This is a genomic window from Streptomyces sp. NRRL S-920 (assembly GCF_000717945.1).
Lineage (GTDB): Bacteria > Actinomycetota > Actinomycetes > Streptomycetales > Streptomycetaceae > Streptomyces > Streptomyces alboniger.
On record NZ_JODF01000009.1, the window covers coordinates 68,978 to 81,978 of the forward strand.

9 protein-coding genes and 1 pseudogene are annotated in these 13,001 nt (G+C 72.5%); 6 read left to right on the top strand and 4 right to left on the bottom strand.

The window, feature by feature from the left end; all coding sequences use genetic code 11:
• Positions 1-69 precede the first annotated feature (69 nt).
• Positions 70-3,192, bottom strand: a complete 3,123-nt coding sequence (locus IG54_RS37815) for a dipeptide ABC transporter ATP-binding protein (RefSeq protein ID WP_078593882.1) — start codon at positions 3,190-3,192, stop codon at positions 70-72.
• Entirely contained in the window at positions 3,189-4,121 is a 933-nt protein-coding gene (locus IG54_RS0109185) for an ABC transporter permease (RefSeq protein WP_051819386.1), read from the bottom strand. The genes IG54_RS37815 and IG54_RS0109185 overlap by 4 nt, the downstream gene beginning before the upstream one ends.
• A 358-nt stretch (positions 4,122-4,479) precedes the next feature.
• On the opposite strand from IG54_RS0109185, the gene IG54_RS0109190 reads away from it, so the two are divergent.
• The 3 genes from IG54_RS0109190 (at position 4,480) to IG54_RS0109205 (ending at position 7,804) form a co-directional block, all read left to right on the top strand.
• Positions 4,480-5,745 (top strand): MFS transporter, encoded by a 1,266-nt coding sequence (locus IG54_RS0109190; protein WP_030779745.1) that lies wholly within the window; start codon positions 4,480-4,482, stop codon positions 5,743-5,745.
• Positions 5,746-5,849: 104 nt separating this feature from the next.
• Positions 5,850-6,542 (top strand): alpha/beta hydrolase, encoded by a 693-nt coding sequence (locus IG54_RS0109195; RefSeq protein ID WP_030779747.1) that lies wholly within the window; start codon positions 5,850-5,852, stop codon positions 6,540-6,542.
• Positions 6,543-6,895: 353 nt separating this feature from the next.
• Positions 6,896-7,804 carry a polysaccharide deacetylase family protein gene (locus tag IG54_RS0109205; RefSeq protein ID WP_030779748.1) on the top strand — a complete coding sequence of 303 codons (909 nt, stop codon included), beginning with the start codon at positions 6,896-6,898 and terminating at the stop codon, positions 7,802-7,804.
• Positions 7,805-7,864: 60 nt separating this feature from the next.
• On the opposite strand, the gene IG54_RS0109210 is transcribed toward IG54_RS0109205, so the two are convergent.
• Both IG54_RS0109210 and IG54_RS0109215 read right to left on the bottom strand, forming a co-directional pair.
• A complete protein-coding gene (locus tag IG54_RS0109210) occupies positions 7,865-8,533 on the bottom strand; it encodes a hypothetical protein (RefSeq protein ID WP_030779750.1) in 669 nt (222 codons plus the stop codon).
• A gap of 395 nt (positions 8,534-8,928) precedes the next feature.
• Positions 8,929-9,795, bottom strand: a pseudogene (locus IG54_RS0109215) (ABC transporter ATP-binding protein); the annotation flags it as partial.
• Between the two features lie 75 nt (positions 9,796-9,870).
• Here IG54_RS0109215 and IG54_RS0109220 point away from each other — a divergent pair.
• The 3 genes from IG54_RS0109220 to IG54_RS0109230 all read left to right on the top strand — a co-directional run bounded on the left by IG54_RS0109220 (position 9,871) and on the right by IG54_RS0109230 (position 12,996).
• Positions 9,871-10,602, top strand: coding sequence for a peptidyl-tRNA hydrolase (locus tag IG54_RS0109220; RefSeq protein ID WP_030779753.1), 732 nt, complete (start codon positions 9,871-9,873; stop codon positions 10,600-10,602).
• A gap of 123 nt (positions 10,603-10,725) precedes the next feature.
• Positions 10,726-11,493, top strand: coding sequence for a DUF4142 domain-containing protein (locus tag IG54_RS0109225; RefSeq protein WP_030779755.1), 768 nt, complete (start codon positions 10,726-10,728; stop codon positions 11,491-11,493).
• 108 nt (positions 11,494-11,601) lie between these two features.
• Positions 11,602-12,996, top strand: a complete 1,395-nt coding sequence (locus IG54_RS0109230) for a DUF692 domain-containing protein (RefSeq protein ID WP_030779757.1) — start codon at positions 11,602-11,604, stop codon at positions 12,994-12,996.
• Positions 12,997-13,001: the final 5 nt, after the last annotated feature.

The following is a 13,001-nucleotide window of genomic DNA, read 5'->3' on the forward strand; positions in this document are numbered from 1 at the left end:
TCGTGCATGCCGTGCGTGCCGTGCGTGCCGTGCGGGAAGAACGCAAGATGCCGCCTCCTGAAGACGTGACTACTGACTGCTCGGCCATGGCTGTGGGGGGTCTCCGTCGTGGGCCACGCGAGGCCCGGCGAAGTGGCAGGCCACGGTGTGTTCCGTCGCCTGGGCCAACGGCGGGGGGTCCTCGCTCTCGCAGCGCCGTCGCTGCTCGCTCGGCAGTTCCGCGTAGCGGGGGCATCGACCGCGGAAGCGGCACCCCGGGGGGATGTCCATCGGCCCCAGGGGCTCACCGAGCAGGGGCAGGCGCGGCCGGGTCCGCTCCAGCCTCGGCTCGGGCCGCGGGGCGGCGGAGAGCAGGACCTGGGTGTACGGGTGGCCGGGCCGGGTGAGGACCGTGTCGGCGTCACCGGTCTCGACGACGCGTCCGAGGTGCATCACGGCGACGCGGTCCGCGAGGTAGCCGGCGACCGCGAGGTCGTGGGCGACCAGGAGACAGCTGAGCCCCAGTTCAGCCCGCAGTCTTCGCAGCAGGTTGAGCACCGCCGCCTGTGCGGAGACATCGAGGGCGGAGACGGGCTCGTCGAGCAGGAGGAGCCTCGGCCGCAGGGCCAGCGCCCGCGCGATGCCGACTCTTTGGGCCTGGCCTCCGGAGAGCTGGGCGGGGAAGCGGTCCCGGTGCTCCGCGCCGAGGCCGACGAGACCGAGCAGTTCGCCGACCCTGCGGGCGCTCGCGTCACGCGTCCAGCCGTGCGTGGCCAGCGGCTCGGTGAGGATGTCCGCGACGGTCATCCGCGGATCCAGGGCCGCGACCGGGTCCTGGAACACCATCTGCACCTCACGGCAGAGCAGTCGCCGCTCACCCGGCGACGCGCCGCGGATGTCCTGACCGGCGACCAGCACCGTCCCTGCCGCGTGCCCCCGCTGCGGCGGCGCCTCGACGACCTGTCTCAGCAGCGTGGTCTTGCCGCTTCCCGATTCACCGACGAGTACGAGCGTCTCCCCATCCCGGATGTCCAGGCTGACGTCGTCCACCGCCCGTACCGGACCGGCCCCGGACCGCCCGGAGGAGGTCCGGCGGGCCGGGTAGTGGCGGGACACCCGCCGCATCCGCAGCACGACGGGCCGCTCGACGCGCGGCGGCCGCGGCGCGTACGCGCTGGGGTCGGACGGTGTCGACAGGGCCGCCGTGAGGGCCGGCCCGTGCTCCTGCTCGAACTCTCCGCTGCGCAGGCAGGCGGTCGCGTGGCCGACACCGTCGCGGACCTCCAGTACGGGCTCCTCCTCACCGCAGGCATCGAGGGCCAGCGGGCACCGCGGCACGAAGGGGCAGCCCCGCGGTGTCCGGAGCGGACTCGGTGGACCGCCCTCGATGGGGGTCAGGGTGCGGTGGCGGGTCTCCGGGCGGGGCACGGCACCGAGCAGGCCGATCGTGTACGGCATCCGGGGGCGTTCGTAGACGTCGTCCACGGGGCCTTCCTCGACGAAGCGTCCCGCGTACATGACGTGGATCCGGTCTGCCAGTCCCGCGACCGCCGCCAGGTCGTGCGTGATGATGACGACCGCCGCTCCGGTGGCCGTTCGGGCCCTGCCGAGGAGGTCCAGGATCTGGGCCTGGGCGGTGACGTCCAGCGCGGTCGTGGGTTCGTCGGCGACGATGACCGAGGGGCCGTGGGCGATGGCCATGGCGACGGCGACGCGTTGCCGCATTCCGCCGGACAATTCGTGGGGATAGGCGTCGATCCGCCGCGCGGGGTCGGCGATGCCCACCAGCCCGAGGAGCTGGACCGCCCGTTGCCGCGCCGCCGTTCTGGTCAGCCGCTGGTGTACGCGCAGGGCCTCCGCGAGCTGGAATCCGACGGAGTACACGGGAGTCAGCGACGCGTGCGAGTCCTGGAAGACGATGGACAGTTCCTTGCCGCGGACGCGGCACAGTCCGGCCTCGCCGAGGGCCGTCAGGTCCTGTCCGTTCAGCCGTACGGAACCGCGGACCTCGGCCTGTTCGGGCAGCAGGCCGAGAATGGCGGACGCCGTCACCGACTTCCCGGCCCCGGATTCCCCGACGACGGCGAGGACTTCGCCGGGCCGCACCTGAAGGGACACTCCCCGGACCGCGTGGACGGTGCCGCCGGGGCTCGGCAGGCAGACGTGGAGGTCCCGCACCTCAAGGACGGGCGGGTCGGGCGGGGCCGACTCATCGGTGCGGAGCCGGCCGCCCTCGACGGGAGTGCCGCCCGCCGTGACGTCTCGTCGGCGCCTCGTGCCCGCGGACGTGCCTCGTCGGCGCTTCATACCCGCAAACGCGCCTCCTCGGCGCTTCGTACTCGCGGATGTCGGGTCGAGTGCGTCGCGCAGGCCGTCGCCGATCAGGAAGAGCGACAGGCACAGCAGCAGCAGAGAGCACACCGGGAAGTAGAAGAGCCAGGGGTACGCCATCGCGTTCGGCGTGCCCGTGGCGATGACTGTCCCTAGGGACACCTCAGGGGGCCGTGCCCCGAAGCCCAGGTAGGCGAGGCTCGCCTCGGCGATCACGGCGGACTCGGCCTGGAGGGTCGCGTCGATGATGAGGAAGGAGGCCAGCGAGGGAACCACATGCCGGCGGATCACCGTCCGGCCGGGCACCCCGAGGTAGCGTGCCGCCCGCACGAAGTCGCGTTCCCTCAGCGACCGGGTGCTGTCGCGTACCACCCGAGCGGTGATCATCCAGCTGAATGCGGTGAGGAACACGACGAGCAGCAGCCAGTTCGTCTCCTCGATGACCGGGGACACCGCCGCGACCAGCAGAAAGCCGGGCAGCACCAGGAAGAGGCCGATGCACGCGAGGACCCCGCGGTCCAGCCGGCCCCCGCCGTAGCCCGCGGCTGTCCCGATGACGACCGCCACCGTCGTACTGAGGATCGCGGTGAGCACGCCCACGATCAGGGATCTCCGGGTCCCCCGCAGGACCTGGGCGAAGACGTCCGCGCCCGCCCCGTCGGTGCCGAACCAGTGGCTGCCGCTCGGGGGCCGGCTCAGGGCAAGGGGGTCGAGAGCGGTGTGCTCCCAGGGGTAGAACAACGGCCCGCAGCAGGCGAGTAGGGCGAGCCCGGTCAGCAGTGCCGAACCGGTGAGCGCTGCCGGGTGGCGCCTCACCGCGCCCGGAGTGAGGGCGGCCCGGTCCGTCGCCAGGAGCACGCCGGGGTCGGGGAGTGTGCTCATGCGGCCCTGCTCCTGGGGTCGAGGGCGAGGTGCAGCACGTCGGCGATCAGACCGGCCGCGAGGACCAGGGCGGCGGTGAAGAGCCCGACCGCCGCCACCGGGTTGACGTCCTGGGCGAGCACGGAGTCGACGAGCCATTCGCCCATGCCGTGCCAGCCGAAGATCTTCTCGACGAAGACGGCTCCGGTGAACGACAGCACGGTGTTGTAGGTCAGCAGGGGAAGCAGTGGCAGTACCGCCACCCGCAGCCCGTGTCTGCGCAGGGCGGTGCGTCGCGAAAGGCCTTTGGCCCGGGCTGTGCGTACGAAGTCCGCGTGCAGGACATCGAGCATCGTATTGCGTTGGTAAAGGCTGAACAGCGCGGCTTGATAAACGATGAGTGTGATACTCGGCAGCACGAAGTGCTGGACTCTGCTGAGCAGTCTGTCCCAGGTGCCCGTCGCCCCTGGCGCGTATTCACCCGTGTATTCGAAAACGGTCATGCCCGCCGCGTCGTTGATGTTCCTCGCCCATAACTGCAAGGCGGCCGCGATGACGAAGACCGGTGTGGCGAGGACGGCGAAGGACGCCAGGGTCAGCGCACGGTCGCTCCGGCGCCGCTGCCGGGTGGCGCTCCAGGCCCCCAGCAGGATCCCGGCCGCCGAGCCGACGACCGTGGCCACCAGCACCAGCCTGGCGCTGGTCGCGGCGCGGCGCAGGAACTCCGGGCCCACGCGCCCACCTGACACCGTGTAGCCCAGGTCTCCCCCGGCGACCCCTCGCGCCCAGTGGACGAACCGTTCGGCAAGCGGAGTTCCGGGGTTGAGGTTGTAGGCGTTGAGGACGGCCTCGATCTCCGCCGGGGACGGCGGTGGATTGCGATCGGCATAGGTGGATCGCGGGTCCAGGCTCAACGCCGCGAGAAAGTAGGTGCAAGTACCGGCCACCATCACCAGTACGAGATGGGCACCCAGTCGTCGGGCGCATCGGAGGAACACGTCGAGACCCCCTCAAGCCGACGCCGTACCGTGAACGTACCGACTTCTGGCACCCTTCCGGCACTTGACCGGGAATGCGTACCCGTTAGTGGTATTCACCGGGAATTCGGCATGGAGTGGGGAGCGAGTCCGTACCGGCGGCGCCGCCCTCCGGACCTCGACGTCCGGCTTCTCGCGTCAAGGGGCTAGTGGATCCGTTCGTTCACTGCTAAACATCCTGTCGCGGGTCAACTGACACGTGTCACCGACTCGTTCTCGACCTTGCCGCCCAGTAGGCCCTGAGGGCCGACCACCGGAGGAGGAGGGCACTGTGCCCCTTTCCGCTCGTCAGGAACAGGCCTTCCCGTCGGATCGTGCCGCCCGTGTCCCGCGCGGTCTGATGCCGCTGCTCATGCTCGGCAACACCGCGATGTTCACGCTCTACATCGGCGTCGGCGGTGTCTTGCTCCCCCTCCAGATCGAGCAGATCGACAAGGCCGACAAGGTCGCGCTGCTCGGCCTGGTCAGCGGGGTCAGCGCGGTCTTCGCCACCCTCTTCAACCCGGTCGCGGGCGCTCTCTCGGACAGGTCGGGGCGCCGCAACCCGTGGATTCTCGGCGGCGGGCTCGCCGCGGTCGGCGCGATGGCGCTGCTCGGCGGGGCGGGCACGGTACTGCTCGTGACCATCGCTTGGTGCGTGGGCCAGGCCGTCATGAACGTCTTCCAGGCCGCGCTCACCTCCGTCGTCCCGGACCGGGTGCCGCTCTCCGCGCGCGGCAGGGCGTCCGCCGCGGTCGGCCTCGGCATGCCGATCGGCTCGACCATCGGGGCGCTGCTCGGCTCGGCCTTCGCCGATCGCCTCGGCACCGGCTATCTGGTGCTCGGCGCCTTTGTGGCGCTATCTGCCGTGCTCTTCACCTCGTTCGCCCGGGAGAAGCCGCTGCCCGCGGTGGCCAGGGCCGAACAGGTGCCGCTGAAGCGGCAGTTCGCGGCGTTCCTCAGCGCCCTTCGCCACCATGACTTCCGCTGGGCCTTCATCGGGCGGGCGCTGCTCGTCCTCGGCTACTTCTGCGTCTTCGGCTACCAGCTCTACATCCTCCAGGACCACATCGTCCTGCCGCCCGGCATCGAGCCCGAGGCCGCCATCGCGATCCTCGCCCCGGTCAACGCGGCCGCCATGGCCCTGTCCACGGTCGTCGGCGGCGTGCTCTCCGACCGCCTGGACCGCCGCAAGCTGTTCGTGGCGCTCTCCGCGGTGATTTCCGCGGTCGCGCTGACCGTCCCCGCGCTCTCGCCGACGTGGCCCGCCATGCTCGTCTTCGCCGTGCTCAACGGTCTCGGCTTCGGCTGCTTCATGGCCGTCGACAACGCGCTCGTCTCGATGATCCTGCCGAGCGCCGAGGACGCGGCACGCGATCTGGGCGTTCTCAATATGGCGCAGGCGGGCCCGCAGATCCTGGCGCCGTTCGTCGCCTCCGTGATCGTCTCGCTCTGCGGCGGCGGTCAGGGCGGCGGCTACACCGCGCTGTTCCTCGCCGGCGCGGTGCTCTCCCTGCTGGGCGCGCTCGCCGTACGGCCGATCCGCGGAGTGCGCTGACCGACCCCGGCACGGCCCCCGGGTCGGCCCCCGATACAGCTCTCGCGGCGCATCGTCCAAGATCGAGGTGTGCCGACCGGCTCACGTGAAAGAAGGGCACCACCATGAAGCTGCACACCCACGAATGGGGAACAGGAGACCGCGTCGCGCTCCTGGTCCACGGAATCATGTCGGACCACCGCACGTGGCGGCGCGTGGGGCCCGCACTCGCCGACCGCGGCTACCGCGCGATCGGCGTCGACCTGCGGGGGCACGGGATGAGCGAACGCGGCCCGTACAGCGTGGAGTTGTTCGCGGACGACCTCGTCGAGACACTGCCGGCGGGTGCGGAGCTGGCGATAGGGCACTCGCTCGGCGCGATCGCGCTGGCCCTCGCGGCCGAGCGCCTGGCGCCCGCGCGGGCCGTCTACTCCGATCCCGCCTGGGCGCTCGGCCGTGTCGGGGCGGCGGACCCCGCGCTGTTCGTGGAGTTCAAGGGCGCCAGGCGCGGAGTGATCGCGCACTTCAACCCGCGCTGGGACGAGGCCGACGTCGACATCGAACTCGCCACGCTGGCCGCCTGGGATTCGGACACCGCGCTCGCGCTCTCCGGTGCGAACGCCGTCGACCGCACCCCGGCCAAGGCGGTCGTCCCCTCGCTCGTGCAGGTCGCGGAGACCAGTTTCCTCGTCGACGAGGCGTTGAAGAAGGAGCTGACGGGGCGCGGGTTCGAGATACGTACGGTCAAGGGCACGGGGCACACCATCCATCGCGACGACTTCGAGGCGTTCATGGGTTCGCTGGAGGGGTGGGTGTGAGCGGGCGCCGCGGACCTCGCGGGCGTCCTCGGCGACCGCGCTGAGCAGGCGGGGCGCCACGACGAGGTGGCCGTCTCGCTCAACTACCGTCTGGGGGCGGGTCCGGTAGGGAGAGGGCCGGGAGGAGCAGGACCGTTCCCGCCGGCGCCGCTGCCTCCGGGTCCGCTCCCGCCGGGGCGTTTCCGCCCGGTCCGCTCGCGCCGGGCCGTTCCCGCCGGGTCCGCCCTCCCGGGAGGAGGGAACGGACCCGCGGGCGCCGCCGGGGGCCCGCCGCGCGGCCCAGACGGGTGGTGCCGGAACAGACATGCGAGCCGATAACCTATTTATCGCATTTCCGCACATATCGTCACCGCGTGATCAATCTCGTACGGAGACGCGCCGCGCTCTGCGCCCTGGGCGCCCTGACCACCGTCCTCGCCGGCTGCTCATCCGGCGACACCACGGCCAACGGCCACCCGGGCCGCCCGGCCAGGCCCGCGGCGACCGCCTCGCCGCCCGCCCCTCCCACGCTCGCACCCGGCCCCTCGGGGCTCACCCCCGTATTCAGCAACGGATCCCGGACGCAGGGCCGTACCGTCGCGCTCACCTTCGACGCGGACATGACGGTGAACCAGGGGACGCGGGCCGCGGCCGGTGAACGGTTCGACCATCCCGCGCTGGTCGCGACGCTGCGGCGGCTGAACGTACCGGCGACGTTCTTCATGACGGGCCGCTGGGCGGAGGAGTATCCGGACCAGGCCAAGGACATCGCCAAGAACCCGCTCTTCGAGGTCGCCAACCACTCGTACAGTCACCATGCCTTCACCAAGGACTGCTACGGCCTGCCGACCGTGCCTCCGGAACGGATGCGCGCGGATATGGAACGTGCCTACGAGGCGTTCCGCAAGGCGGGCGTGGAGCGGCCGCTGCCGTACTTCCGCTTCCCCGGGGGCTGCTACGACCAGCGGGCCCTGCGCGCGCTCGCGCCGAGCGGCGTCACCGCCGTGCAGTGGGACGTGGTCAGCGGCGACGCCTTCGCGAAGGACGCCGATGCGGTGGCCCGGCAGGTGGTCGACGGGGTGCGGCCGGGGTCGGTCGTCGTCATGCACTGCACACGCAGCGCGGCACCGATGACAGAACGCGCCCTGCGGACGATCATCCCGAAGCTGCGGGAGCGGGGCTTCCGGTTCGTGCGGGTGTCGGAGCAGATCCGTTCGACCCGGGTGGCGGAGGCGCGGGGCCGGGGAGGCACCGACGGGCGGGGCCCCACGAACAAGCCCTAGCCTGTGCGGCGTTGGCGGGCAGCCGCCAGCCCAGCGGTCCAGCGGTCCAGCCGTGGGAGGTCAACCGCGCCGAGAGCTGAGCGCGCAGGCCGTCCACACCGCCGCCACCGCGGCGCCCACCGCACCCGCCAGCGCTCCCAGTGGCCACGGCACGACACCCTCCCGCGAGCCCGTCGTCAGGTCGGTCAGCGCCGACTGGGCAGGGGAGCCCGTCGTGACCAGGAGGAGCAGTGCGGCCAGCAGCATCGTGGGGACGGACTTGCCCGCCGAACGCAACAGGGGCCAGTTGGTGAGGGCGCCGACCGCAGTGCCGAGGAGCGCGCTGACCAGCATCGCGATCAGGCCGGCGGCGCTCGCGGGGACGCGGGCCACGGGCAGGCGGCCATTGGTGCTCACCCCGTCGCTGATGACCGTCACCACGAGCACGGCCAGCACCCCCAGCGCGGACGCGGCGAGGAACGCCGACAGGAGCGAGGCCAGATGGGCTCGCCCCGGGCCCACCGCGGCAGCGGAGCAACTGCGCGCCGCGGGCGGTTCGTTGGTCGCGCAAATACGTACCAGCCAGGCGGCGACGGGCAGCAGCGCGGCCGCGGCGTAGGCGAGCGAGTCCAACACGGGCTGCCCGCCCTGAACGCCGACGGCAAGGAAGACGGCGTACAGAATCCCCGGAGCAAGCCACCGCTGCGACCGCCCCAGCAGGGCCACGTGATAAGCGAGCAGAGCACTCATCGCCGGGCCTGCCCATCAGAGGCCGGGGCCGGGCCGGGGGGCGGGGGCGGGTCGGAAGCTGGGGCCGGATCGAAAGCCGAGGCCGAGTCGGAGACCGGGTCCGGATCAGAAGCTAAGGCCGGACCGGAAGCCGAGGCCGGACCAGAAGCCGAGGCCAGATCGGAGGCCGTCGCCGGGGCCGAGTCAGAAGCCGGGGCCGGGATTGAGGCCGAGGCCGAGCCAGAAGCCGAGCCGGGAACGGAAGCCAGGGCCGGACCGGAAGCCGAGGGCGCGTCAGAGACCGGGGCCGGACCGGAAGCGGAGACCAGACCGGAAGCCGACACGGCGGCCGAGCCAGGAGCCGGCGCCGGGATTGACGCCGAGGCCGAGTCGGAAGCCAGCGCCGGGATTGATGCCGGGGCGTGTTTTACCGTCACGATGTGCCACGGTGGCCGTGCCGTCAGCAGTTCGCGCAGGGCCGCGTCCGAGTGGCTCTCCGGGACCGTGAGGCGCGTGGCCCCCTCCTGCGCGTCTGTCACCACGGACGCCGCCGCCGCGGCGACCGGCGCTGGAAGCTCCGCGCCCCGCGGGCCCCGCGTCAGGATGGTGACCGTCGGTCCGCCCAGGCCGGCCAGGGGCTCACAACTTCCCTTCCCTGTCAGCCGCTTCACTTCCGCGCCGAGCACCCCGTACGTCTCGTCCACCACTCCCCGCAGCCGCCGCGGGTCGTGGTCCACGAAGGCGACGGCGCCGCCCGCCGCCGTTCGCTCGGCGACCGCGCGGTCGAGTTCCGCGCGGGCGGCGGCGTCCAGGCCGGTCCACGCCTCGTCCAGGACCAGCAGGTCGGGCGCGGCCAGCAGCGCCTGCGCCACGGCCACCTTCTGGCTGCCGCCCTTGGAAAGTTCGCTGAGCGGGGTACGCGCGTAACCCCCGGCGTCGAAGCGCTCCAGCCACTGTTCCGCGCTCCGCCCCGCCGCACCCCGCGCGAGACCGTGGACGCGCGCCATGTGCGTGAGGTAGCCGACCGCGGTGAACGGCATGGACGCGGGGAAGCGTTCGGGTACGAACGCCGTCCGCGGGCGTCCCGCCACCCGCCCCTCGGAGGGCGCGTCGATACCGGCAAGGAGCCTCAACAGGGTCGACTTGCCGCTGCCGTTGGCGCCCTCGATCCGCACCAGGGCGCCCGCCCGCACGCCCAGCTCGACACCGCGCAGCACCCACGGCCCGCGGACGCCGTAGCGCCGCCCCACCCCGCTCAGCCGCACCACGAGATCACGTTCCATGCGGGCCATCCTCGCGTACGCCCCTCTCCGGAAGCCCGGCGGATCCGCGAACCGGCGCACTGGCAGACTGGACGCGTGAGCGACGAGAACACCACCACCGCCCAGGACAGCCCCTTCCGGTATGAGACCACCTCACGCGACCAGGCCCCGCAGTTCGTACTGCCCCTCGTCGCCCGCATCGAGCGCGCCGCTCCACCGGCCCGCACCGACGCGCTGGAGACCGCGGCCCGTGCCGTCCTGGTGATGCTGAGCGACGAGCGTTCCCTGGGCGAGGGCGAGTGGGCGCGGGCGATGCGCGACTGGCAGGACGCCCGTATCCGCAAGGTGGTGCGCCGGGCGCGGGGTGCCGAGTGGCGCAGGGCGGAGGCGCTGCCCGGCATCACGGTCACCGGCAAGTCGGCGGAGGTCCGCGTCTTCCCGCCGGTTCCGCTGGACGGCTGGCCGAAGGATCTGGCGCGGCTCCAGGTGTCGGGCACGGACCTGGACGATCCCGAGCCGCCGACCGGGGCCGACCCGACCCACCCCATCCTGTGGATGAGCCCCGACGTCGACATGTCGGCAGGCAAAGCGATGGCGCAGGCGGGCCACGGCGCCCAACTGGCCTGGTGGGAGCTGTCGGCGGAGGACCGCACGGCCTGGCGCGACGCCGGGTTCCCGCTCTCCGTCCGCACCCCCGAGGCGGCCCACTGGCGCGAACTCACCGCCTCCGGGCTTCCGGTGGTCCGCGACGCGGGCTTCACCGAGATCGCCCCGGGCTCCTGCACGGTGGTCGCCGACCACCCGGCCCTGCGCGCGCCCCGCCCGTGACGGGCTCGGCGCGCGAGATCACGCACCCCAATCCGAACAATGTCTCGCGCACGTGAACGCCCCGCACGTATCTTCCGTACTCCCCGGTATCACCGGTGACACGGGAGCATTACGGGAGGCACCTTGCGGCGCGTCAACGGCACGGCTCTGATCATCGCGGCACTCGTCGCCACGCTCGGCGCGCTCGCGTTCCCCATGTGGTCGTACGCCGACCGCTCCGGCACGGGGCCCGCCAATCTGGCCGCCGGGTCCGTGCCCACCCAGTGGGGGCCTCTCTCGGCGGCCGACCGGGATCTGCTGGTGAAGGTGCGGCTCGCCGGGCTCTGGGAGATACCGGCCGGGCAGCAGGCCGTGGAGCGCGCGCCGACCAAGGCCATCAAGGAGGCGGGTGACCACCTCATCGTCGGCCACACCGACCTCGACCAGCGGGCCCGCATCACCGCCGCGAAACTGGGCGTGGAGCTGCCCAATCAGCCCACCGAGCAACAGCAGGGCTGGTTGAAGGAGTTGACGGAGGCGAGCGGCGAGACGTATCAGCGCAAGTTCGCGAACCTGCTGCGGGTCGCGCACGGCAAGGTGTTCAGCGTGCTCGCCCAGGTGCGCGACAGCACCCGCAACTCCCTGATCCGGCAGCTCGCCACGGACGCCAACCAGACCGTCCTCGACCACATCACGATGCTGGAGGCCACCGGCCTCGTCGACTTCGACGGAATCGCGAACGACGCCGCGTCCAAGGCGACCGCCAGCCCCTCCGGGCCTCCCCCGCCGTCCGGAGGCACTCCCCCGGAGCCCGTGCCCGCCCGGCCCAGCGGCGACATCTCCACCACGTCACGGCCCTCGCCCGGCCCGCCGGGGCAGATCAACACCGGACGGCCGGAACCTCAAATGTAGCTCTGAACGTCCCTCCCTGAGGGTTCGGCCGACCCCGCCCCGGTGAAGGACCCGGGGACGGGGGCCGGGGGGACCGGTTCGGGGGACGAGGGGCGAAGGGGGAGCGACATGCGGCGTCTGGGGACCGGCATCGGTTGGCGTCCGGAGATCGCGGACGCCGTGGAGGCGATGCCCGGCATCGACTGGGTCGAGGCGGTCGCGGAGAACGTCTGTCCGGGCCACCTGCCCGACTCCTTGCTGCGGCTGCGCGAGCGCGGCGTGGAAGTCGTGCCGCACGGCGTCTCCCTGGGCCTCGGCGGCGCCGACCGCCCCGACGAGGGCCGGCTGACCGCGCTCGCCGAGCGGGCGCTGGCGCTCGGCTCGCCGCTGGTCACCGAGCACATCGCGTTCGTGCGCGCCGGCGGTGACCTCACCGCCACGCAGCTCCTCGAAGCCGGTCATCTGCTGCCGGTGCCGCGCACCCGTGACGCGCTCGCGGTGCTCTGCGAGAACGTCCGCATCGCGCAGGACGCGCTGCCCGTGCCGCTCGCCGTGGAGAACATCGCGGCGCTGATCTCCTGGCCCGGTGAGGAGATGACGGAGGGCCAGTTCCTGTACGAGCTGGTCGAGCGCACGGGCGTACGCCTGCTCATCGACGTCGCCAACCTCCACACGAACCACGTCAACCGCGGCGAGGACCCGGCCAAGGCGCTGGACGAACTGCCGGTCGAGGCCATCGCGTACGTCCATGTGGCGGGCGGCTTCGAACGGGACGGAGTCTGGCACGACAGCCACGCGCACCCGGTACCGGAACCGGTCCTCGCCATCCTGACCGACCTGGCCTCCCGGACGACCCCACCGGGCGTCCTCCTGGAGCGCGACGACAACTTCCCGGAACCGGCGGAGCTGGAGAGGGAACTGGCCACAATACGGGCGACGGTCGAGGCGGCGGGCGATCTGGCCGGGGGCCTTGACACGAAGGCGGGTGAACTGGCCGGGGGCCTTGGAGCGAAGGCGGGCGGGGCCCTCCCCAAGGGGGCTTGGGGAGGCCTCCCGAGCGGAGCGCACGGGGGCCTCCCCGCACCCCCGGCAGGCCTCCCCGCGCCCGCCGAAGCCCGGCAGCGCGCTGCCCTTGCGCAGGTCGCCCTGCTCTCCGCGCTCGTCGCGGGGACCCCGGCCCCCGAAGGGTTCGACTGCGCGCGGCTGAAGGTGCAGAGCCACGCGCTCGCCGCCAAGCGGGCCGATGTCGTCGCGAAGGTCGCGCCCGAGCTGCCGGACATCCTCGGCGGGGCGTACCGCGCCGACTTCCTCGCCTACGCCCACGCCCGGCCCATGACGGGCGGTTACCGCCTCGACGCGCTGCGGTTCGCCGAGCACCTGCTGCTCGCCGGGCGGCTCGAAGGGACCGACGCCGGACGGCGGCTGAGCGACTGGTGGCTGGAGCGCTCGGGCCCCGCGCCGCTCCCCCGGCGGCCCGCCGCCAAGTTGCTCCGGGCCACCCGCCGCATCCTGTCGGGGCGGTGACGCGG

Excerpts from the sequence above, each read along its gene's own strand:
- IG54_RS37815 (WP_078593882.1), bottom strand. The coding sequence starts at position 3,192 with ATGAGCACACTCCCCGACCCCGGCGTGCTCCTGGCGACGGACCGGGCC.
- IG54_RS0109185 (WP_051819386.1), bottom strand. The coding sequence starts at position 4,121 with ATGGTGGCCGGTACTTGCACCTACTTTCTCGCGGCGTTGAGCCTGGAC.
- IG54_RS0109195 (WP_030779747.1), top strand. The coding sequence starts at position 5,850 with ATGAAGCTGCACACCCACGAATGGGGAACAGGAGACCGCGTCGCGCTC.
- IG54_RS0109210 (WP_030779750.1), bottom strand. The coding sequence starts at position 8,533 with ATGAGTGCTCTGCTCGCTTATCACGTGGCCCTGCTGGGGCGGTCGCAG.
- IG54_RS0109230 (WP_030779757.1), top strand. The coding sequence starts at position 11,602 with ATGCGGCGTCTGGGGACCGGCATCGGTTGGCGTCCGGAGATCGCGGAC.